Source organism: Caballeronia sp. M1242 (assembly GCF_017220215.1).
Classification (GTDB): domain Bacteria; phylum Pseudomonadota; class Gammaproteobacteria; order Burkholderiales; family Burkholderiaceae; genus Caballeronia.
In genome coordinates, this window is sequence record NZ_CP071129.1 from 815,833 (window position 1) to 837,041 (window position 21,209).

The 21,209-nt window shown below is 65.0% G+C and carries 24 protein-coding genes; 14 read left to right on the forward strand and 10 right to left on the reverse strand.

Features of this window, described 5'->3' with window-relative positions:
- The first annotated feature begins 200 nt into the window (after positions 1-200).
- The 8 genes from JYK05_RS03755 to JYK05_RS03790 all read left to right on the forward strand — a co-directional run bounded on the left by JYK05_RS03755 (position 201) and on the right by JYK05_RS03790 (position 7,026).
- A complete protein-coding gene (locus JYK05_RS03755) occupies positions 201-557 on the forward strand; it encodes a hypothetical protein (RefSeq protein WP_206467811.1) in 357 nt (118 codons plus the stop codon).
- Between the two features lie 69 nt (positions 558-626).
- The gene (locus JYK05_RS03760; RefSeq protein ID WP_175939825.1) at positions 627-944 is read left to right on the forward strand and encodes a YqjD family protein; all 318 of its coding nucleotides are present in this window, start codon (positions 627-629) and stop codon (positions 942-944) included.
- A 623-nt stretch (positions 945-1,567) separates the two neighbouring features.
- A complete protein-coding gene (locus JYK05_RS03765) occupies positions 1,568-2,971 on the forward strand; it encodes a sigma-54 dependent transcriptional regulator (protein ID WP_175939826.1) in 1,404 nt (467 codons plus the stop codon).
- 232 nt (positions 2,972-3,203) lie between these two features.
- A complete protein-coding gene (locus JYK05_RS03770) occupies positions 3,204-3,410 on the forward strand; it encodes a hypothetical protein (RefSeq protein ID WP_175939827.1) in 207 nt (68 codons plus the stop codon).
- Between the two features lie 211 nt (positions 3,411-3,621).
- Positions 3,622-3,858, forward strand: coding sequence for a hypothetical protein (locus JYK05_RS03775; RefSeq protein WP_175939828.1), 237 nt, complete (start codon positions 3,622-3,624; stop codon positions 3,856-3,858).
- A gap of 192 nt (positions 3,859-4,050) precedes the next feature.
- Positions 4,051-5,499: an alpha,alpha-trehalose-phosphate synthase (UDP-forming) gene (gene otsA, locus JYK05_RS03780; protein ID WP_175939829.1), complete on the forward strand. Its 1,449-nt coding sequence runs from the start codon at positions 4,051-4,053 to the stop codon at positions 5,497-5,499.
- Between the two features lie 119 nt (positions 5,500-5,618).
- Positions 5,619-5,981, forward strand: coding sequence for a chemotaxis protein (locus JYK05_RS03785; RefSeq protein ID WP_206467812.1), 363 nt, complete (start codon positions 5,619-5,621; stop codon positions 5,979-5,981).
- Positions 5,982-6,117: 136 nt separating this feature from the next.
- Positions 6,118-7,026 (forward strand): YihY/virulence factor BrkB family protein, encoded by a 909-nt coding sequence (locus JYK05_RS03790; RefSeq protein ID WP_206467813.1) that lies wholly within the window; start codon positions 6,118-6,120, stop codon positions 7,024-7,026.
- A 125-nt stretch (positions 7,027-7,151) separates the two neighbouring features.
- Here JYK05_RS03790 and JYK05_RS03795 read toward each other — a convergent pair whose 3' ends face one another.
- On the reverse strand, positions 7,152-8,639 hold the full coding sequence (locus JYK05_RS03795) for an RNA polymerase factor sigma-54 (protein WP_206467814.1): 1,488 nt from the start codon (positions 8,637-8,639) through the stop codon (positions 7,152-7,154).
- Between the two features lie 496 nt (positions 8,640-9,135).
- On the opposite strand from JYK05_RS03795, the gene JYK05_RS03800 reads away from it, so the two are divergent.
- Both JYK05_RS03800 and JYK05_RS03805 read left to right on the forward strand, forming a co-directional pair.
- Positions 9,136-9,498 carry a BON domain-containing protein gene (locus tag JYK05_RS03800; RefSeq protein WP_175939833.1) on the forward strand — a complete coding sequence of 121 codons (363 nt, stop codon included), beginning with the start codon at positions 9,136-9,138 and terminating at the stop codon, positions 9,496-9,498.
- 288 nt (positions 9,499-9,786) lie between these two features.
- A complete protein-coding gene (locus tag JYK05_RS03805; RefSeq protein ID WP_206467815.1) occupies positions 9,787-10,017 on the forward strand; it encodes a hypothetical protein in 231 nt (76 codons plus the stop codon).
- Positions 10,018-10,111: 94 nt separating this feature from the next.
- On the opposite strand, the gene JYK05_RS03810 is transcribed toward JYK05_RS03805, so the two are convergent.
- Positions 10,112-10,564 carry a PA2169 family four-helix-bundle protein gene (locus JYK05_RS03810; protein ID WP_206467816.1) on the reverse strand — a complete coding sequence of 151 codons (453 nt, stop codon included), beginning with the start codon at positions 10,562-10,564 and terminating at the stop codon, positions 10,112-10,114.
- 191 nt (positions 10,565-10,755) lie between these two features.
- Between JYK05_RS03810 and JYK05_RS03815 the strand changes: the two genes are divergently transcribed.
- Entirely contained in the window at positions 10,756-11,013 is a 258-nt protein-coding gene (locus JYK05_RS03815) for a hypothetical protein (protein ID WP_206467817.1), read from the forward strand.
- A gap of 96 nt (positions 11,014-11,109) precedes the next feature.
- On the opposite strand, the gene JYK05_RS03820 is transcribed toward JYK05_RS03815, so the two are convergent.
- The 7 genes from JYK05_RS03820 to JYK05_RS03850 all read right to left on the reverse strand — a co-directional run bounded on the left by JYK05_RS03820 (position 11,110) and on the right by JYK05_RS03850 (position 16,981).
- Positions 11,110-11,664 carry a hypothetical protein gene (locus JYK05_RS03820; RefSeq protein ID WP_175939837.1) on the reverse strand — a complete coding sequence of 185 codons (555 nt, stop codon included), beginning with the start codon at positions 11,662-11,664 and terminating at the stop codon, positions 11,110-11,112.
- A 101-nt stretch (positions 11,665-11,765) separates the two neighbouring features.
- Positions 11,766-12,053 carry a DUF1488 domain-containing protein gene (locus tag JYK05_RS03825; RefSeq protein ID WP_175939838.1) on the reverse strand — a complete coding sequence of 96 codons (288 nt, stop codon included), beginning with the start codon at positions 12,051-12,053 and terminating at the stop codon, positions 11,766-11,768.
- Positions 12,054-12,136: 83 nt separating this feature from the next.
- Complete coding sequence (locus JYK05_RS03830; protein WP_206467818.1) at positions 12,137-12,700, reverse strand: DUF4142 domain-containing protein; 564 nt, start codon at positions 12,698-12,700, stop codon at positions 12,137-12,139.
- A 36-nt stretch (positions 12,701-12,736) separates the two neighbouring features.
- Positions 12,737-13,288, reverse strand: coding sequence for a type 1 glutamine amidotransferase domain-containing protein (locus tag JYK05_RS03835; protein ID WP_206467819.1), 552 nt, complete (start codon positions 13,286-13,288; stop codon positions 12,737-12,739).
- A gap of 1,111 nt (positions 13,289-14,399) precedes the next feature.
- Complete coding sequence (locus JYK05_RS03840; RefSeq protein ID WP_206467820.1) at positions 14,400-15,767, reverse strand: MFS transporter; 1,368 nt, start codon at positions 15,765-15,767, stop codon at positions 14,400-14,402.
- Positions 15,768-15,877: 110 nt separating this feature from the next.
- Positions 15,878-16,381, reverse strand: coding sequence for a YbhB/YbcL family Raf kinase inhibitor-like protein (locus JYK05_RS03845; protein WP_175939842.1), 504 nt, complete (start codon positions 16,379-16,381; stop codon positions 15,878-15,880).
- Positions 16,382-16,612: 231 nt separating this feature from the next.
- A complete protein-coding gene (locus JYK05_RS03850) occupies positions 16,613-16,981 on the reverse strand; it encodes a hypothetical protein (protein ID WP_241269842.1) in 369 nt (122 codons plus the stop codon).
- Between the two features lie 170 nt (positions 16,982-17,151).
- On the opposite strand from JYK05_RS03850, the gene JYK05_RS03855 reads away from it, so the two are divergent.
- Positions 17,152-17,853 carry a TetR family transcriptional regulator gene (locus tag JYK05_RS03855; protein WP_206467822.1) on the forward strand — a complete coding sequence of 234 codons (702 nt, stop codon included), beginning with the start codon at positions 17,152-17,154 and terminating at the stop codon, positions 17,851-17,853.
- A gap of 52 nt (positions 17,854-17,905) precedes the next feature.
- On the opposite strand, the gene JYK05_RS03860 is transcribed toward JYK05_RS03855, so the two are convergent.
- Positions 17,906-18,772, reverse strand: coding sequence for a shikimate dehydrogenase (locus JYK05_RS03860; protein WP_206467823.1), 867 nt, complete (start codon positions 18,770-18,772; stop codon positions 17,906-17,908).
- Between the two features lie 266 nt (positions 18,773-19,038).
- Between JYK05_RS03860 and JYK05_RS03865 the strand changes: the two genes are divergently transcribed.
- Positions 19,039-20,931, forward strand: a complete 1,893-nt coding sequence (locus tag JYK05_RS03865) for a bifunctional sugar phosphate isomerase/epimerase/4-hydroxyphenylpyruvate dioxygenase family protein (protein WP_206468206.1) — start codon at positions 19,039-19,041, stop codon at positions 20,929-20,931.
- A gap of 84 nt (positions 20,932-21,015) precedes the next feature.
- Positions 21,016-21,198: a hypothetical protein gene (locus tag JYK05_RS03870; RefSeq protein ID WP_206467824.1), complete on the forward strand. Its 183-nt coding sequence runs from the start codon at positions 21,016-21,018 to the stop codon at positions 21,196-21,198.
- Positions 21,199-21,209 lie beyond the last annotated feature (11 nt).

Consider the following 21,209-nt stretch of genomic DNA (forward strand, 5'->3'; position numbering starts at 1 on the left):
TCCGTGCGCGCCGCAAATTTACAAGGCCACGGCGTAAGAGTTACCCGACAGCCGCGCGTCTATTTCGACTTTTGCGCAGACGCCCGCGCGTGCGCCGCCTTAGCGCGGATGGCACAGAAGCTGCTTCACCGTACTCATCCTTATTCGAATGCCCGAGACGGGAAGCTGAAGAACGGGCAACGGGAGAGGTCGAGCACATCATGGACGACATTTTCGATTTCGATGTTGCCGCCGACGAGCGCCGCGATTCGGCGCAAACCCGGCTGGCTCGCGACAGGGGCGCGCGGCCGTCGGGCGATCGGCAGGAACTCGCGGCGGGCGAACCGATCGACATCTATCACTGGGCGGCCGTCGCGCTGGTGACGGCGCTGATGTGCGCGGTGCTCGGCTACGCGGCGGGCACGCCCGCGCTCGCTCGCGCCGCCAACGTGACGAGCCTCGTGTTCGGCGTGGCAGGCGGCGCGCTGACGGCGAGCGGCATCATCCGGCGGCTGCGCGCGCGCATGACGGGGAGCGGCGCGCATCGGCCGCTGGTGACGGTGCCGAAGGCGCAGTAGTCGCCTGGCCGCTGTAGCTTTAATGAGATCCGCAATTTTGCGGAAGACCCACTTGGCGAGGACTGATTCATGAGTCACACGACTGTCCAGCTTGCGTTGGGCAAGCAGAAGATCATCGAAGACATCAAGGTGCTGCTGAACGACTCGGAAGAGTTGTTGCGGCTGTCGTCGGCGCTGCCGGGCGAGGGCGTCGAGGCGCTACGCTCGCGTCTGCGCGATCACGCCGACACGGCCCGCGCCGCGCTCGAAGACGCGCAGGCGAACGCGCAGAGCCGCTATCGCGCGAGCATCGACTGCACCGAGCGGTACGTGCGCGAGAATCCGTGGCAATCGCTCGGCATGGCGGCTGCCGCGGGTTTCCTGCTCGCCGCAATCATTTCGCGTTAATCACGCGGATCGTTCGCCCGTTCTAGCGGGCGTGCGGCATCGAACTTAACGACACGGGAGAGAAGAACAATGGCACGGTCATCGATTGGAGTGTTCGGGGCGCTTTTCGCGGTCGGCAGCGTACTCGCCTGGAAATGGATGCAGTCGCAGGACGCAAACGGGCGGCGTGCCGTCAGCGGCGCAAACCGCTGGCAAGGAGCACGCTCGCGCGGCGGCAAGTACGTCGTCGGCGGGACGCCTGACGCGTGGCATTTCCCGAAAAGCTGATCGCGCAATTCGCATCGACACCACGCGGTTGGCGCATCGGCTTGATCCGCCGAATCCTTCGCGATCCTCACGCAATAAAACGCACGCCCTCGCGGCGTGCGTTTTTATCTTGATTAACCCTTATAATCATTGAACCTCTGCCATAAGTTGCGAATTGGAAAAACTTACGGCTCAGAGACCCAAGCGTGCGGAACTTTCGGAAATTAATCTGTTTTCTGCGCTTCGCGGTCGGGTTTTAGCCTTACGGGCACCCGACCCGCCAGACGCACCGGCCCGGACGGCCCCAGTCGCCCGGAGAAGACCACGCTGCTACGCGGCGTGTGACCCTGAAACGCTTTGGAAGAATTCGAGACGCAATGCCACACGTATTGATTGTCGATGACGATCCCAGTACCCGCGAGGCGCTAGCCGCGATCATCGGCGAAGACGGACTGACCACGGCCACCGCCAGCGATCTGCGCGAAGCGCGCATTCAGCTCGTGCGGCAGACGCCGGACGTCGTTTTCACCGATCTGAAACTGCCCGACGGAACGGGCGTCGACCTGTTCGAAGATCTCGATCCGCGCTCCGGCGTGGAATTCATCGTCATCACCGGGCACGCGACGGTGGAATCGGCCGTGAGCGCGCTCAAAATGGGCGCCGCCGATTACCTCGTCAAGCCCATCAACATGCAGCGCGTGAAGGCCATTTTGTCGCGCCTGCCGCGCGCCGGCGATCTGAAGGCGGAAATCGGCACGCTGCGCGGCGAGTTGCGGCGCATGGGCCGTTTCGGGCTGATGCTCGGCAATTCGCCCGCCATGCAGACGGTCTATGACCAGATCGGCCGCGTCGCGCCGACGGCGGCCTCCGTACTGCTGATCGGCGAATCGGGCACGGGCAAGGAAGTCGCCGCACAGACGCTGCACGAGCTCAGCCTGCGCCGCAAGCATTCGTTCATCGCGGTCAACTGCGGCGCGATCTCGCCGAACCTGATCGAGTCCGAAATGTTCGGCCACGAACGCGGGTCGTTCACGGGCGCGGATCGTCAGCACAAGGGTTATTTCGAACGCGCGAACGGCGGCACGCTGTTCCTCGACGAAATCACCGAAATGCCGATCGAGTTGCAGGTGAAGCTGCTTCGCGTGCTGGAGACGGGCATGTTCATGCGCGTCGGCACGACGAAGGAAATCGAGACCGACGTGCGCCTGATCGCCGCGACGAACCGCGATCCGGAGCAGGCCGTGCTCGAAGGCAAGCTGCGGCTCGACCTGTACCACCGGCTCAACGTGTTCCCGATCAACCTGCCGCCGCTGCGCGAACGCGGCAAGGACGTGGAGCTGCTCGGACAGGCGTTCCTCGACGAGCTGAACGCCCGTTACAACACGAAGAAGGACTTCCCGCCGGCGGTGCGCGAGATGCTCGCGTCGTACAACTGGCCGGGCAACGTGCGCGAACTGAAGAACTATGTGCAGCGCGCCTACATCATGTCCGGCTCCGATTCCGACAGCACGGCGACCGTCCCGCTGCAAATCTCGTTATCGCGGCCTTCGTCGGGCACGGCGGTGACGATTCCGTTCGGGACGTCGCTTGCGCAGGCGGATCGGCAGCTGATTCTCGCGACGCTCGAACAATGCGGCGGCGTGAAGACGCGGGCGGCGGAAATCCTCGGCATCAGCCTGAAAACGCTCTACAACCGGCTCGTGGAGTACGGTGAAGATGCGAACAAGGCGGCCGTCGGCGAAGGCGGAGACGTGAACGAATCGGAAAGCGAAAATCGCTGAACGTCGGTTATCTTCACATGAAAATAACGCCCGCTGCTTGCAAAAAGCGCGGGCGTTTTTGTTGGCAGGCGCGCTTTCAGCAACGATAATGACACGAATGGACGCGTCGGCCGAGGTGAAATCAGGGGCATAACCCTTGCTGCCGATCCATGCGACATCCGCGTTCGACCGGACCGCAGCCGCCCCTCGGACGAGGATGCAACCACGATCACAAGACCGCAAGGAGCCCGCAATGTCCGATTTCGCCTCCGACCGCGCGCCGATCAGTGCGCAGACGCCACAGCCGCCGGACCCGCCGGTGACGCCGCCCGATCAGCCGCCGCCGACGCCGATTCCGCCCGATACGAATCCAGACCCGACGCGCGACCCGCCCGAGCCGCCGACGCAGCCGATCGGCGACCCGCCGCCGGGGCCGAACGAAACGCCGCACGTCGGCTGAGGTTTGATTCGGCCGATTCACCGAAGCCGTGCAAACCTTGAACAAACTTCCATCCCGAACGTAGGGATTACAACAGACAAAGTACCAATGACCGGCTACGCCGATGGCTTCCGGTCATTTCTTCTGAAACGCACTGCTGGCAAACGCCAGTAGAGCATCGGTCGGACGCCGCCGAGGTCCATTCGCGACGGCCTTCTTTCTGGAGGCATCAATGAGGCATCCCGCACTGCGACGCTCCGCGCGTCATTCGTCCAAACGCGAAGCCCGCGCCGAAGCCGCGAAAAACGGCGCCGCGCCGACGTCGGTCACGCCGCCTGCGCATCATGACCCCGCCGGCCAGAACCGCCCTGCGCCTGGCGTTCCGCCCGATGGCGAACACAACCAGGGCGGCGTGCGCTCCGAAGGCATCGACTATCAGCGCGACCTCGGCTCCGAGCAGGACGCGTGAACGCCGACGCATTCGGCATATTCATCACAAGCATAAAGTTCTACGCGGCCGCGTCTCGCCGCGTGTTTCCGTGCGCCCGTAACATCTCGATACGAATTTCCCACTCTATAACGGCGCAAAAAGGCATAAGACTTGCATGTTTCTACGTCGCCAATTCGAGCAGCAACGAATAACTGATGGAGTGACGCCGTAATGAGCAGATTGATCGTGGTATCGAATCGCGTCGCGCCGGTCCAGGAAGGCAAGCCCAGCGCGGGCGGGCTCGCGATCGGCGTGCTGGACGCGCTCAAGGAGACGGGCGGCGTGTGGTTCGGCTGGAGCGGCGAGATCGTCGGCGAAGCGGCCGCCCCCGTTGTCGAGAAAAACGGCAACGTGACCTATGCCACCGTCGGGCTCACGCGGCGCGACTACGACCAGTACTACCGCGGTTTCTCGAACGCGACGCTCTGGCCGACCTTCCACTATCGCAACGACCTCTCGCGTTTCGACCGCGAAGAGTACGCGGGCTACATGCGCGTGAACGCGACGCTCGCCGCGAAGCTGAAGACGCTCCTGCAGCCGGACGACATCATCTGGGTCCACGATTACCATCTTCTGCCGTTTGCGCAGGAGTTGCGCAAGATCGGCGTGACGAACCCTATCGGCTTCTTCCTGCACATTCCGTTTCCGGTGCCCGAAGTCATGCGCACGGTGCCGCCGCACGAGGAGCTGATGACGGCGCTATGCCAGTTCGATGTCGTCGGCTTCCAGACGGAGAGCGACAAGCAGTCGTTTATCGACTACATCGAGCGCAGCGGCCGCGGCCACTTTAGCGACGACGGCATGTTGCAAGCGTTCGGGCGCATGCTGAAGGTGGGCGCGTATCCAATCGGCATCTATCCGGACGCGATCGCGAAGGCCGCCGAGCAGTACTCGACGCGCAAGCAGGTCAAGAGCCTGCGCGACTCCATGCGCGGCCGCAAGCTCATCATGAGCGTGGACCGGCTAGATTACTCGAAGGGTCTCGTCGAGCGTTTTCAGGCATTCGAGCGGCTTCTGCTCAACGCGCCCGGCTGGCACGGCCGCGTGTCGCTCGTGCAGATCGCGCCGCCGACGCGCGCCGACGTGCAAACGTACCAGCGTATCCGCCAGAATCTGGAAGGCGAGGCGGGGCGCATCAACGGGCGCTTCGCGCAGCTCGACTGGACGCCGATTCAGTACCTCAATCGCAAATACGAACGCAACCTGCTCATGGCGCTGTTCCGGCTGTCTCAGGTCGGCTATGTGACGCCGTTGCGCGACGGCATGAATCTGGTCGCGAAGGAGTACGTCGCATCGCAAGACCCGGAGGACCCGGGCGCGCTGGTGCTCTCGCAGTTCGCGGGCGCGGCGGATCAGTTGCCGGGCGCGCTCGTCGTCAATCCGTTCGATCTCTCGCAGATGTCCGAGGCGCTGGAGCGCGCGCTCTCGATGCCGCTCGCCGAACGCCAGGCGCGCCACGCCGACATGATGGCGCCTTTGCGCAAGAACAACCTCTCCGTCTGGCGCGATTCCTTCCTGTCGGATCTGCGCAGCGTCGCGACGGCGACGTCCGTCACCGCGAAAACGGTCAAGACGGTGAAGCAGGGCGCTTCCGAAGCGAAACGCGCCGCGCGCGCGTAAGACTCCCGTTCGACGCCTCCCGGCCCCGCGCTTTGCGAAAAGCGCGGGGCTTTTCACTTGGGCGTCGCGAAGCGGAACAGTCCTTGCGATCACCTACGCGACACACTCGAAGGAGATCGATGATGACTGGAAGCACACTGAACCCGCCGGAAGAAGGCGGCGTGGAATGGGGCAAGGGACACGGCACCGGCGCGCTCGGCCCGAGCGATTCTTCGGACTCCGGCTCTGACGTGCAGGGCGAAATGCGCCGTCCGGGCGACATCGAAGACGAACTCGACGCTCACGCGCTCGGCCTGTCGGATGCGCAACTCGACAGCGACAGCGACCGCTCCGGCACCGGCGAAGACGCATCGGCCGACGGCGACAACAACCTCTTCGCGAACGCGGACATCCTGCCCGACGGCGTAGAGGACGAAACCGAGATCACCGATCTGGCCGACGACGAAGCCGTCGATCCCGACGCGGACGAGGAAGACGTCTGACGGTTGCGGCCGGCCGGCTGCAAGAAACAGGCGCGCGCGGATCATTCCGCTCGCGCCTTTTTTACGCGCCCATCCCGCAGGAACGCTAACATCGGCGGTCGAATCACGAAACCGCACGCCCGCACCGCCTCTGCCGATGAACCGCGACGTTCCCAAGCCAATGACACCGCTCGCCGAAGGCCGCACGACGCGCTTCGGCTGGCTTTCCTGGGTGGCCGATCCCGTCACGCAGTGGATTCAGGACCACTGCCTGATGTTCTCGGCGGCCATCTCGTTCTTCGCGGCGTTCTCGCTTGCGCCGACGCTCGTCATCGTGATCGCGGTAGCGAGCATCTTCTTCGGCGCCGATGCCGTGCAGGGGCGCCTCTTCGATGAAATCAGCGGCATCGTCGGCGCGGACGCCGCGCACACGCTCGAAGCGATCGTCGCCAATGCGTGGCACGCGGACATGGCGCGCAGCACGGCGGTGCTGTCCATCGCGGGCGTGCTGATCGGCGCGTCGGCCACGTTCTCGTCGCTGCACAGCGCGCTGAACGTCATCTGGCCCACGCCTCTCGTCAGCACGCGCGAGAGCATCGTTGGCCTGTTGCGCGTGCGGGTGATGTCGTTCGCGCTCGTGGTCGGCGCAGGGCTGCTTGTCGTCGCGCTGCTGCTGCTCGATGCGGCCGTCGAAGTGCTCGGCCATTGGGCGCTCGGCGACGGCAATCCGTTCGTCGTGCTATCGAGCCTCACGCGTCACGCCATTTCGCTGGCGATGTTGATGCTCGCTTTCTCCGTTCTGCTCAAGTTTCTGCCGACGACGCGCATGCGCTGGCGCGACGCCGCCCTCGGCGCGGCCGCCGCCGCGCTTTTGTTCGAAGGCGGCAAGCGGCTCTTCGCGCTCTACGTGCAACACGCGGGCACGGCGAACATGTTCGGCGCGGCGGGATCGCTCGCCGTCATCCTCTTGTGGCTCTACTACTCGGCGGCGGTCTTCTTGCTGGGCGCCGAGCTTTCCGCGACGGCGGCGCGCAAGCGCACGCATCGCGAGTCCGGCTGGCGCTGACGAAAAAAAGGCCGCCCGATGTGGGCGGCCCGACATGGCGCTTCCTGCTGTGCTGCTCTGCGATTCGCTTGACCGGGTCTTCGCTGAGTGCAGGGAGCGCGGAAACTGCTTGCGGCGTTTCGGCCTCAAGCCTGCCTGCGCAGTTCCGCAGGCGGCACCTTCATCAGATGCCGATACTTCGCCACCGTGCGGCGCGCGACGATCACGCCCTGATCGGCGAGCATCTTCGCAAGACTCACGTCCGACAGCGGATCGCGCGTGTTTTCCTTCGCGATCATTTCCTTCAGCAGCGCGCGCACCGCGGCGGCCGAGCACGTGCCGCCGCTTTCCGTGCTGAGTTCGCGCGGGAAGAAGTGCTTGAACTCGAAGATGCCGCGCGGCGTCGACATGTACTTGTTGCCCGTCGCGCGGGAGATGGTCGATTCGTGCAGGCCGAGCTCATCGGCGACATCGCGCAGGACGAGCGGCTTTAGCGCAATCTCGCCGTAGTCGAAGAACGCCTTCTGATGCGAGACGATGCATTCGGCCACGCGCTGAATCGTCGTGAAGCGCTGCTGCGCGTTGCGGATCAGCCACCGCGCTTCCTGCAACTGCTGCGCGAGCGGCGAACGGCTTGCGCCGGCCGACTGCGCGAAGAGTTCCGCGTACATGCGATGGATGCGCGCGCGCGGCAGCACCGCCGGGTTGATCGTCACGACCCACTGCTTCTTGACCTGACGCACGATCACGTCCGGCACCACGTAGTTGTCTTCGCTCTGGCCGTAGTTCTCGCCCGGCTTCGGGTCGAGCCGGCGCACGAGCGCGCACGCGATGCGCAGTTCCTCGGCGCTACAGCCGATCTTCTTCTGCAACTCGGCCTGCTCGCGGCGCGCGAGCCGCTCCAGATGATGCGCGACGATTTCGCGCGCCACGTCGCGGCCCGGGGTGTCTTCGGGCATCGCGTCGAGTTGCAGCGTCAGGCATTCGGACAGGTTGCGCGCGCCGACGCCCGGTTTGTCGAGCGACTGCACGAGCTTGAGCGCGATATTGAGTTCGTCCTCGTTGATCGCCGGCTCGATGTCGACGACATCGGCCAGTTCGCTCAATTCCTGACGCAGATAGCCGTCGTCGTCGAGCGCCTCGATGATGAGCTGCGCCACCGCGCGATCGCGTTCGTTGAGCTGATAGAGACGCAGCGCGTCGTGCAGCGTTTCGTGCAGCGACGGTTCGATGCGGACCCAGTCGGCCGGATCGGAGCCTTCGCCATCGCCGTTGTTGCGCGAGGCGTTGCGTCCGAACGGGTCGGACGAGAATTCGCTGATGGCGTCGTCGCGCGAACCGCTGTCCGCGCCCGAATCGCCGTCCATGCTGGTTTCGGAGGCGAGCGGCGCCTCGGCGGGGCTGTCGGCGGCGGGCGAGAGCGCGGTGTCGCTCATCGAGTTGCCGTTGTCCGCGCCGAGCGCGTTGTCCTCGGTTTGCGACTCGTCGTATTCGAGGAAGGGGTTGGTATCCAGCGCGTTACGCAGCTCTTGCTGAAATTCGAGCGACGAAAGCTGCAGCAGGCGTACCGACTGCTGCAGGCGCGGGGTGAGCGCAAGGCTTTGCTTGGTGCGGAGTTCGAGTGAAGGCGGCATTGCTTGCTAATCCTCGATGTTCTTGACGGGGTCGATGTGTGTGTCGACCAGCTAAAGCAACAGCTATGCCATCGATTGCTAAAGCCATGCTGAGCTTGAGTTTTTTCTCTCGACGAGCGCCGCATTGATGCGTGCGGAAGGCCACTTTCACGCAGTTTTTACACGGGCTCAGACAAAAGCACCGCGCCGGGCGAGGCTTGGCGCGCGGGGTTTTCGCCGCTCTCGGCGGCATGGCGCGCGAGGTCATCGAAAACGCTGAGAGCCCGCAGACTTCGGCCTTGCGAACGTGTTCGCCGCCGAACGCTGCCTTCGTCGGACGCGACCCGGCACGCATGTTGCGTCACGGTCCTCGCGGTCGGCGCGGCGACGCCGGCCGAGATGACGCAGCTGCAACACGCACTAGACCAGCAACACAAACGGGGCGCTCCATCCATGTCCGCCAACGAGCGGGTAAGACCGGGGCGCAAGACCAAAACTGAAAACAAGGAGTATCACTATGAAGACGACTCAATTCCTCAAAGCAGCCGGCGGTATCGCGTGCGTCGTGTTCGCGCTCAACGCAGGCGCCCAGACCAACTCGACGTCGTCCTCCTCGGGCTCGGAATCGTCCGTCGGCCAGAAAATGGATCAGGTCGGCAAGAAGGTGGATGACGGCGCGGTCACGACCAAGGTCAAGGCCGAACTGCTCAGCGCCAAGAATGTGAAGTCGACGCACATCCACGTGAAGACGCGCGGCGGCGTCGTTTCGCTGACCGGCACCGTGCCGTCGGCGGAAGACAAGACCAATGCCGAGCAGGTTGTCAAGGAAGTCTCGGGTGTTGCATCCGTGAAGAACCATCTTAAAATTGCTGCCGACTAACACGAAAGTGATGGCATAGTTCGTATGCCCGGCCTGCCTCGGCGGGTCAGGGCGCGAGCAAACGAACCCGCGCAGGGGTCCGTTGTGTGGCCGAAGAAGGCCGCACACCGGTCTCCGGGCGCGGGTTTGCGCATCAGGCGGTCATGCCGCTCGCGGCTCGAAGCAGAAGATGCATCACCTCGCAGCATCGTTGACACCCTAAAAACAGACGGCCCGTTCAGGCGTCACTAGAGGCGGCAAGAAGCGCCGTACTGCGGCGCTGGAAGGCCCCGGCAAAAGGAGCTCTTGATGAAGACGAAGAAGATGGCATTGGTCGGCGCGCTGGCGCTCGCATTCACGACAACGGCGTTCGCGCAGGCATCGGACAGCGCCGCGACGACGGACGCGGCTTCCGGCGCGCATGCGAAGAAGAAGGGCACGTATCTGCATCAGCAGAACAAGAGCCACAAGCTGAAGGGCGCGTCGGCGGCGGCTGCCGCTTCGTCGCTCGGCACGAACGACAAGGGCCAGCCGCACTAAGCCTGCGGTGCGCTCGACAAAACGGCCACGTCAGTGGCCGTTTTGCTTTCATCGCTGCATGAAAGCGGCGATGGCCTAAGACAGCGGTTTGCCCTTAGGACTTCGCAGCTGCGTACTGATCTCGCAGATCGCGGATGCGGTCGTGGTTCTCGATCACGCCCTGATACTGCCGTTCGACCACGGCGCGGATATCGGCCGGCAGGTCCTTGTCGAGCGCCTGGCGGTAGTTCTTCTTCGCCGCGTCCTCGCCGCGCTCGCATTCCGCGAGAACCGCGTGATCGGTCGGGCTCGTCACGGCTGACTTCACATCCACCCAGCCGCGATGCAGCGCGCCGGAGATCGAGCCGCCCGTTTCCGGCTTGCCGCCCAGGCGCTGCACGAGACCTTGCAGTTCGATGGCGCCTTGCGCGCAGGCTTCCGCGCGGTTCTGAAACAACAGCTTGAGGCTCGGGTCACGCGTGTCTTCAGCGGCCTTGAGGAAGCCCTTCTCGCCGTCCTTCGACGTTTCGATGAGGTCATTCAGTACCGATACGACGTTCGTGCTCATATACACCTCCTTTTAGTAACGAAGTTGCGTTGGACGCAGCCCCGGTGCGAGGCGCGCGCTTGCCGGGTACGTATTGCACGTCGCGTGCCCGGACGGACGTATGCTTCGGCACGGGCATTGCTGGCCGTCTGCCGCAAATATCACGACGCGTCCCACGCAGGGCGCGCAGCGACAAGGCAACAGGAGAAACGATGAAATGGTCACGCGCGCTCGCCAATCGCGAGCTTCTCGTATTCATTGCGATCGTGGCGTCGGCGATCACGCTGCACGTACGTGCAGAAGCGATCGACCGGTCCGCTGCTTCGGCGGCTGCTGCGGCTATGCGTGCAGCCTACTCGCAGCTATGCGAGCCGTCGCCGCACGGCTCGACGCGAGCGCGCCCGCGCCCTGCAGATTGCCGCCCGCGCGCGCATATAGAGCCGACGCAGACCGAGCGGCTGTGGCTCTGATGCGGCGCATGGCTGCGCAGAACAAAGAATCACAAAGAAGCGCCCGGTGAGAACCGGGCGCTTCGGCTTATCTGCATGCGATTCGGACGGTAACAATCAGACCGGTTGCGGCGGCTTGAGCGGATCGAAGTCGCTCCAGCGGCCTTGCTTCCAGCGGCCCGACGCGCGTTCGATGTCCAGCCCGCCGGCTTCACGCAGAATGTTCGCGGCGCGGTCATACGTCTCGGGCGATACATGCACGGCCACCAGCACGCCGGAGTGACGCGTGGGTTCTTCCTCGGGCTGCGCGGCCGCGCCCGGCTTCTTCTTCGTGTGCGACATCGCGCCCGCGAGCGAGCCGATATACGCGCCGACGCCGGCAGCCGCGACCGACACGAGCAGGGGCGCCTTGAACACGGCGAAGATCGCCGCGCCGATGACCGCGCCGATCACCGCGCCGATGGTCACGCCCTTGCCGGCGCCTTTGGGCGCGGCGCCCGCGCCCTTGTCGGTATGGACGTCGCCGCCGATCGGAAAGCGCGCGTGCTGCCCGCTCGGGTTCACGAAGAACAGCGTGACGTCCTCTTCCACGAAGCCGTTCGCGAAGAGCCGCTGGGCAGCCGTTTCGGCGTCAGGAAAAGTCTGGAACCGGCCCGCGATGATCAGGGACATGTTTCCTCCTTTTTAGTATCGGTTAATCGGATGTGGCCCGCGGATGTGGCCCGCGAATGCGGCTCGCGCGGCGCCGGAGCCGTTCATAGACGCGCGCGGAATCATTCCGGCTCCATGCCGGCCACGCGAAAGAGCCCGCTGCGCAGCACGACCGACTGGCCGCCGTTGTCGTCGAGCGCTTCGGCGCACACCGCGCGAATGCGCGCCGCGCCGCTTTCGAACGCGGGTAGCAGGTCTTCCTCGCGCGGCGACTTCGCGCCGAAGTGGTCTTCCAGCGCCTCGGCGCTGATCGAGCAGACGACCGCTTCGCCATCGACGAGCGCCGTGAAGTGGATGGCGAGATCGTCGCCGTTGTAGACGGGGGGATCGTCGGAAAACGTGATGTGCATGGTCGAGTCCTCATAAGCCGGACGAGGGCCGGCGGACGCGCGAACGCATGGTGCGTCCGCGCGGTCGAGAAGGTGCCCGGCGCTCATGACGCCTTCGCCTTGGCTAGTTGCTGCGCCATCGCGTAGTGGTGACGGAGGATCGGCAGTGCCTTCGCCGCCGCCGCCTCCAACGCGGCATCGTTGCCTTTTTCGCTCTCCTTCGCGAACAGCTCGACCGCCTTCTGATGCGCGGCGAGCGCGACTTTCTCAATATAGGCCTTGTCGAAGTCGGCCCCCTTGAGATTTTGCAGACTGCCGGTGACCGACGAATCCGCGCTCGGCGGCGACGTGATGCCGTGGCGCTTCGCGATGACATCGAGGTTGCGGGCGAGCTTGGCGTGATCCGCGATCATTCGCTGTGCGAACTCCTTCACGTCCTTGTCGCCCGAACGCGTGAGCGCCAGCTTGCTTGCCGCGATTTCGGTCGCGCCCGCGGTGCCGGCGTCCTGGATGAACTGCTGGTCGGCCGCCGAGAGCTTCTGCGATGGCGGCGCGTTCGCAGGCGTGCTGGCGCTCGCGGCGTCTTCGGTCTGCGCCTGAGCGATGGTCGCGCAGGCCGCGAACAGAAGGGCGCTGAGACGGGCGAAGAAACGGCTCTGGCGTGGCATCGGCGTGGCTCCGGTTCGTGGGTCGAGCCGGCGCATTCAGGCAGCGCGCGCTTTGCTGAGCGCCTCGATGAGCGCCTGATTGAACGCCGGCAGGTCGTCGGGCTTGCGGCTCGTGATGAGATTGCCGTCGATCTGCACTTCCTGATCGACCCACGTGCCGCCCGCGTTGCGCACGTCGTCCTGAAGACTCGGCCAACTCGTCATCGTGCGGCCCGCGACGATGCCCGCCGAGATCGGGAGCCAGCCGCCGTGGCAGATGACGGCGATCGGCTTCTTCGCCTGATCGGCTTCCTTGACGAAGGCTTGCGCTTTCGCGTCGAGGCGGATGGCGTCGCCATTCACGACGCCGCCCGGCAACACGACGGCGTCGTAGTCTGCGGCGGTCGCTTCGTCGAGCGTGCGATCCACCTTCACGGTGTCGCCCTTGTCGACGTGCTTGAAACCCTGGATCTCGCCCGGTTTCTGCGAGATGACGTCGACCTGCGCGCCGGCTTCCTTCAGCGCGCGCTGCGGTTCGACGAGTTCGGCCTGCTCGAAGCCGTCGACGGCGAGGATCGCTACCTTGTAGCCGTTGAGGGAAATCGCCATGAACACACTCCTGTTATTGCTCGTTTCGGATGGTCGCGCGGCAGATTCACGCGCGGATTCACGAACGAAAGGGGAGCAAGGGTTGTGCCCAATTGATCGCGTTATTGCTTGCAATGGATGCAGAAGCGGGCGTGATGGATGGCGGGCGAGTTGCAGCGGGAGTGCGCGTCAGGCCGGTTCGACGCTGTGCTTGCTGGTGATGCGGAGCACGCTGACGACAGCCGCCGCCGCAGAGAATGCCGCCGCGACGCCGAGCGATCAACGACTCGCGATGCGGCCGAAGTAGGAGGACGAGAGCAGCATGTCTCACGACGCTTCGACGCTGTGCTTGCTGGAAAGACGAAGCATGTTGACGGCCGCCGCCGCGGAGAATGCCGCCGCGACGCCGAGCGCGACCAACGGCCCGCGATGCGGATTTCGTCAATGAGGAGCGCCGCGCGTCATGCCGCTTCGACGCTACTCTTGCTGGCAAGCCGCAGAATGGTGAGGACAGCCGCCGCCGGCGAAAACGCCGCCGCGACGCCGAGCGCTACCAATGGCCCACAATGCGGTCTTAGTCGAAGACGAGCGCGACGCGTAACGCCGCTTCGACGCTGTGGTTGCTCGCAAGACGCACGATGCTGATGACCGCCGCCCCCAAAAAAGCGGCCGCGACACCGAGCGAGACCAACGACCCCCGATGCGGTCTCGGTCAAAGACGAGCGCCGCGCGTCACGCCGCTTCGACGCTACTCTTGCTGGCAAGCCGCAGAATGGTGAGGACAGCCGCCGCCGGCGAAAACGCCGCCGCGACGCCGAGCGCTACCAATGGCCCAGGATGCGGTCTTAGTCGAAGACGAGCGCGGCGCGTCACTCCGCTTTGACGCTGTGGTTGCTCGCAAGACGCACGATGCTGATGACCGCCGCCCCCAAAGAAGCGGCCGCGACACCGAGCGAGACCAACGACCCGCGATGCGGTCTCGGTCAAAGACGAGCGCGGCGCGTCACGCCGCTTCGACGCTCTGCTTGCTGGCAAGTCGCAGCATGCTGACAGCCGCCGCAAATGCCGCTGCCACGCCGAGCGATCAAGCGACCCGCGATGGCGCTTCAGTCAAAGAGAAGCGCGCCGCGCGTCACGCGGCTTCGACGCTCTGCTTGCTGGCAAGCCGCAGCATGCTGACAACAGCCGCCGCCGCCGAGAACACCGCCGCGACCCCGAGCGCGATCAACGGCCCGCGATGCGGCTCCACGCCAAAGATCAACGCGACGAGCGCGGCGCCGAGCGTCTGCCCGGTCAAGCGCGCGGTGCCGAGCATGCCGCTCGCGCCGCCGCTGCGATGACGCGGCGCCGACGACAACATCTGGCGATTGTTCGGCGACTGAAAGAGGCCGAAGCCGAGCCCGCAGATCGCCATGCGCCAGCTGATGTCGAAGGCTCCCGGATGCCCGCCGACCGTCGCGAGCAGAACGAGTCCCACGGTCAGCACCGCCAGCCCGATGCCGCCGAGCAACCCCGCGGGATAGCGGTCAGACAGCACGCCCGCGAGCGGCGCGACGAACACGATCACGAACGGCCACGGCGTCATCAGAAAGCCGGTCTGGACCTGACTCATGCCGAAGCTGTCCTGCAGCAGAAACGGCAGCGAGACGAACGCGAGCATCTGCGCGCAGAACGAACACACCGACGTGCCGATCGACAGCGCGAACACCGGAATGCGCAGCAGATCGACGGGCAAGAGGGGCGCGCTCTGGTTCAGTTGCCGCCGCACGAAGATCGTGCCGATCACGCCGGTCGCGATGAATTCTGCGATCACGAATGGGCGATGCTCGCCGTGCCCGAGTCCATCGACCGCGACGATCGCGATGCCGAAGAACAGCGCGTTGAGCACGGCGCTCACGTAATCGTACGGCTGCCGGTGGCCCGGCGTGCGCGGCAGTGACTTCATGCCAATGGCGAGCGCCGCGAGCCCGATCGGCACGTTGATCGCGAAGAGCCACGGCCACGACGCCACCGACAGCACGCCCGACGCGACGGTCGGACCGATCACCGACGAGATCGCGACCACCGTGGCGTTGATGCTGACGCCGCGCCCCAGTTGCTTCTGCGGATAGATGATGCGCACGATGGCCGTGTTCACGCTCATGATCCCGGCCGCGCCGAAGCCCTGAACGACGCGCGCGAGAGTAAGCGCGACCAGCGATCCGGAAAGCGCGCAGCCGAGCGACGAGAGCGTGAAGAGCGCGAGGCCGCCTAGATACACGCGCCGGTAGCGGATCCGGTCGCCGAGCGAGGCGAGCGGCAACAGCGAGATGGTGACGGCGAGTTGATAGGCGTTGACGACCCAGATGGACGAGGCGGGCGTCGCCGACAGATTGCGCGCGATGGTCGGCAGCGCCACGTTGGCAATGGCGCCGTCGAGCACCGCGAGCGTGATGCCGAGCGCGACGACGACAATCGCCCAATAGCGCTGGGGAAGGGGCAGGCCTTGATCGGAATCCATCGACGGATCTTGAGTGGCAAGGCGGCGCATTGTACGTCGCGCCGTTTTCAAATCGCTTGTGGCGTCGGGCCGCGTGATCGAACATGCGGCCTGGCCAGCGTGGTCACACGTTACTTGAGTTCGTAGAGACCCGTGTAGGTCGCCGAATCGATTTCGTTCAGGTGCGTCATGAAGCGCGCGACGGCGTTGGTCGCGTTGAGGTCGAGCGGCAGCTTTTCCGCCTGAAGCGCGTGAATGCGAAAGATGTAGCGATGCGGCTTGTCACCGCGTGGCGGCGCGGCCCCGCCGAAGCCGACCGTGCCGTAGTCGTTGCGCAGTTGCAGCGCGCCCGCAGGAAGCAGACTGCCGTCGGCCTTGCCGGCATTGCGCGGCAGCGAGCGCGCATCGGCCGGAATATTGACCACGACCCAGTGCCAGAAGCCGCTGCCCGTGGGCGCGTCCGGGTCGTAGACGGTGAGCGCGAAACTTTTGGTGTCGGCGGGCGGGTCTTCCCACTGCAGCGCGGGAGAGATGTTCTCGCCCGACGTGCCGAACGCCTGCATGTCGAGTTCCTGCGCGCGGGTCATGAAACCGTTCGCTGGAAATTCGTCGGACCAGATGCGGAAATCAGCCATGAGAGTCATGCCTCCTGATGAGCGATAGAAGCGTGCCCCGCAGCGCGTGGCGCTTCTTCGATTGCGCGAAGCCACGCAGCGAATGTGCCCGCCATGGAGCGAGCGCCGGGGGAGCGCGTCGAGTGTAGCATCCGCCCCCGAATTTCTGCGGCAGGCTCGTGGTCGATAGCGCGGATTAAAAGAGATGGCCGTCGATGACCCGACGTTCAAAGCGCACGCGTTCGCCCGCCGCTATTGCGGCTGCGTGACTTCGTCGATACCGCGGTTGAGCGCGGGACACGCCTCGTCGATTTCCTTCTTGTACTCGGCCGGATTGCTCGTCTTCAGCTTGTCGAAGCGGTCCACGGTCGCTTGCGCCTGGCGATAACCGAGCGTCCATTCGGCATCGAAGTCCGGCGCGTCCACGAAGTTGGCGCGCGCAGCGTCCTTGAAGCGCGCGACCTTGGCGGCATCGATGTGGCAGATATCGGCCGCGCCGCGCGCGATGTTCGCGCTCGTCATCACGCCTTCGGCCGCGAGCAGTTGCGGCCTCGAAGGATGGCCCGGCGGAAGCTGCGTTTGCGCCGACGCACTCGCGCAGAGCGTGCAAAACAGGGCCAAGCATGCAGCGAAAACTGCGGGACGCGGCATGCGGAATGAGTGGAATCGAATGAGGGAATCGGGCATCAGAAAAGTATAGATGAAGCCTTGAAAAGAAGGGCTTTCCTTGGCCAAGAAGGCTATGACCCCCATGCTAGAATCGTTTCCCAATGCCGTTCTCAGACGCAAACATGAAAAAAGCAAGCAAGGCCGCCACCGAGGTGAGCAAGGCCGCCAGTGCTGCGTCCACGCCGGCCGGATCGGAGGGGCGACGCAAGTACGATCCAGAGGAGACTAAGCGCAATATTCTCGACATCGCCACGCAGGAATTTTCGGCGATGGGCCTCACGGGCGCGCGCGTCGATGCCATCGCGGAGCGCACCAACACCACCAAGCGCATGCTGTACTACTACTTCGGCAGCAAGGAAGGGCTGTACGAGGCGGTGCTGGAGCAGGTCTATGGCGATATCCGCGCGCTGGAACAGGAACTCGAACTCGCGGAGATGGGTCCCGAAGAGGCGCTGCGCGAGCTTATCGGTTTCACGTTCGACTACCATGACAAACATCGCGATTTCGTGCGTCTTGTGACGATCGAGAACGTGCACGGCGCAAAGTACGTCGAGCAGTCGAAGACCTTCAAATCGCGCAATGCCACAGTCGTGAAGACACTCGAAGACCTCATCGCGCGAGGCGTCGCGGCGGGGCGTTTTCGCGATGATGTCGAGCCGCTCGACCTGCATCTGATGATCAGCTCGTTCTGCTTTCATCGCGTGGCGAACCGCCATACGTGGAGCGCCGCGTTCGGGCGCGATCCGTCCGGGCCGCGCTCGCGGGCGCGGCATCGCGAGATGATTATCGAAGCGGTGCTGTGCTACATGCGGCGCGAAGGCTGAAAGCAAACGGCGGCTATCTCGCGAGGCCGCCGTTTTGTTTTCGATGCCGCGCTTACTTCGCGTCAGCGGGCAGCAACGTCTGGAAGTGGGCGAACATGCGCTCGGCGTCGGGCTCGCGTCCCGTGAAGATGCGCAGCGCATCCACCGCCTGACACACCGCCATGCCGCCGCCGCTCACCGTGCGGCAACCGAGCGCCTTCGCCGTCTTGAGCAGCTCGGTTTCGAGCGGAAAGTAGACGATCTCCGCCACCCACAAGTCCTTGTGCAGATACTCCGCGGGCAGCGGCATGCCGGGCAGCTTCGCCATGCCGGTCGGCGTCGCGTGAATCAGGCCGTTGGCCGGGCGCAATGTTTCGCGCAGGTCGCCGCCGCTCGTCACTTCGCGATCCGGAAAGCGCGCCGCCAGTTCCGCCGCCAGCGACGATGCGCGCGCCTCGTCCGAATCGAACAGCGTGAGCGCGTTCGCGCCCATGACGAGCGCCGCATGCGCGACGGCCGCGCCCGCGCCGCCCGCGCCCAGTTGCACGACGCGGCCGAGCGGCGCATCCGGCAGGCCGCGCTGGAACGCGCGCGCGAAGCCGGACCAGTCCGTGTTATAGCCGATGCGCTTGCCGCCTTTCAGCACGACGGTATTCACCGCGCCGAGCGCGCGGGCGTCGGGGTCGAGCTCGTCGAGCAATGGGATCACGCTTTGCTTGCACGGATACGTGATGTTCAGGCCGTCGTAGCCCATGCGCTCGGCGGCGATCAACAAGTCGGGAAGCGCGGACGGCTCGAGCTTCAGCGCCTGCAGGTCGATGCGCCGATACACGTAGTTCAGCCCGAGCACGCGGCCTTCCTGCTCGTGCATGGCGGGCGTCAGCGATCCGGCGATGCCCGAGCCGATCAGTCCGATCAGATACGAAGTTTTGCTGGTCATGCGAGTGCTCCCGCGAGAAGAGGCTTGAGGCTAGACGCTCGCACGTAGCGTACAGCAGTGAAAGAGGGCGCGATGGTGCAGTGCGGCGATTGCAAGGGCAGTTTGCGCGTGCGCGCGCATCCTGTCCTTCGGTATTTTCACGTATTTTGTACCATCTAGTTAGTTTGTTATGCTGGCACACAATGACGTGGACTGCGTGCAGAGCGCCTACACTCTAACGGTTCACCCCGCAACGAAATGCAGAGGAGGCAGCGATGCCGCGTTCCATCCCGACATCCATCGCGACGGTATCCATCAGCGGGACGCTCGTCGAAAAGCTGAAGGCGATTCGCGCGGCGGGCTTCGACGGCGTCGAGATCTTCGAAAACGATCTGCTCTACTTCGACGGCACGCCCGCCGACGTCCGGCGTCTGTGCGACGACCTGGGCCTCGCCATCTATCTGTTCCAGCCGTTTCGCGACTTCGAGGGCGTGAGCGGCGAGCGGCTCGCGAAGAACGTCGAGCGCGCGAAACGCAAGTTCGACCTGATGCACGAACTGGGCGCGGACCGCATGCTCGCGTGCAGCAACGTGTCGCCGGACACCGTCGCCGACGATGCGCTCATCGTCGATCAGCTCGGCGTGCTCGCGCGCCTCGCCGAGGAAGCCGGCGTGATCGTCGGTTACGAGGCGCTCGCGTGGGGCCGGCACGTCAACTCGTACAAGCACGCGTGGCGGCTGGTGGATGCCGTGAATCATCCGAGCCTCGGTCTCGTGCTCGACAGCTTCCATACGCTGTCCATTTCCGATTCCGTCGATGAGATCGCGGCCATTCCCGGCGATCGCATCGCCTTCGTGCAGATCGCCGATGCGCCCGTGCTCTCGATGGACGTGCTCGAATGGAGCCGTCACTATCGCTGTTTTCCGGGGCAGGGCGCATTCGATGTCGCCGGATTCACGGCGCGCGTCCTCGAGGCGGGCTACACGGGGCCGCTGTCGCTCGAAATCTTCAACGACGGCTTTCGCGCCGCGCCGACCGCCATCACCGCGGCGGACGGGCATCGCTCGTTGCGCTTTCTCGAAGAGCAGACGCGCGCGCGCATGGGCGAGCGCGCGCCCGAGGAACTCTTCGATCCGCCCGCGCCGCCCGCGCACATCGGCTTCCAGTTCCTCGAATTCGCCGTGGACGACACGACGCGCGAGCACGTCGCCGACTGGCTGCGCAAGCTCGGCTTCCGGCTCGCGGGCACGCATCGGTCGAAGGACGTGACGCTGTATCGGCACGGCGCGGGATCGATCGTGCTGAACGCGGAAGCCGATTCTTTCGCGAGCGCGTTTTTTCAGCAGCACGGCTTGTCGCTGTGCGCGTCGGCGTTTCATGTCGATGACGCCAAATGCGCGTTCGAGCGCGCCGCCGCTTACGGCTCGAAGCCGTTCTCGGGCCGCGTGGGACCGAACGAGCGCGTGGTGCCGGGCGTGCAGTCGCCGGACGGCAGCCTCGATTATTTCGTCGATGAAGCGCCCGGCGCGCCGACGTTATGGGAATCGGATTTCGTCCTGACGGATATCGACGGCCCTTACGAAGTCGGGCCGCTTTCGCGCATCGATCACGTGTGCCTTTCGCTGCCGGCCGAGGCGCTCGATACGTGGGTGCTTTTCTTCCGCAGCGCGTTCGGCTTCGAGACGGAAGCGAGCGTGCTCGTGCCCGATCCTTACGGGCTCGTGCGCAGCCGCGCGGTGCGAAGCCGCGACGGCTCGGTGCGCATTGCGCTCAACGCGTCGATGGACCGCTTCACGGCGGTGTCGGAATCGCTCTCGACGTATCGCGGCTCTGGGTTGAATCACGTCGCGTTCAGCACGCCCGACATCTTCGACGCGATTCCCCGCTTGGAGGCGGACGGCGTGCAGTTCCTGCGCATTCCGCGCAATTACTACGACGATCTCGTGGCGCGCTACGGCCTGCCCGACGAGCAGATCGACGCGATGCGCGAGCACAACATCCTTTACGACCGGGACGAGCGCGGCGGCGAGTTCTTCCACGCCTACACCGAGCAGCTCGATCAGCGCTTCTTTCTCGAAGTGATCGAGCGGCGCGGCGGCTACGATGGCTACGGCGCGGCGAACGCGGCGGTGCGGCTCGCGGCGCACGCGCAGCAACAGCGCGCTCGGCAGGCGGCGTAGGGACCTGGCGCGTAAATGCCATCGACTTGCGCCGCGCGCCGCCTATCATGAAAGCATGACGGCAGCCGCAAGCAGGAGGGCGCCATGCTCGATTTCTCCGACATCCTCATCGGCGTCGCGGCGCTCGCCGCGATCGGCCTCGTGTTGCTCGCGCATGACTGGCGCGACGAATATCGCGAGAGGCGGGCGCATCGCGCGAAGGCACCGACGCGCGCAGCCGCGCCGGGCCATTCGCTGCGCGAGCGGTGGCTCAGGCACCGGCACTGACCGAAGGGCCG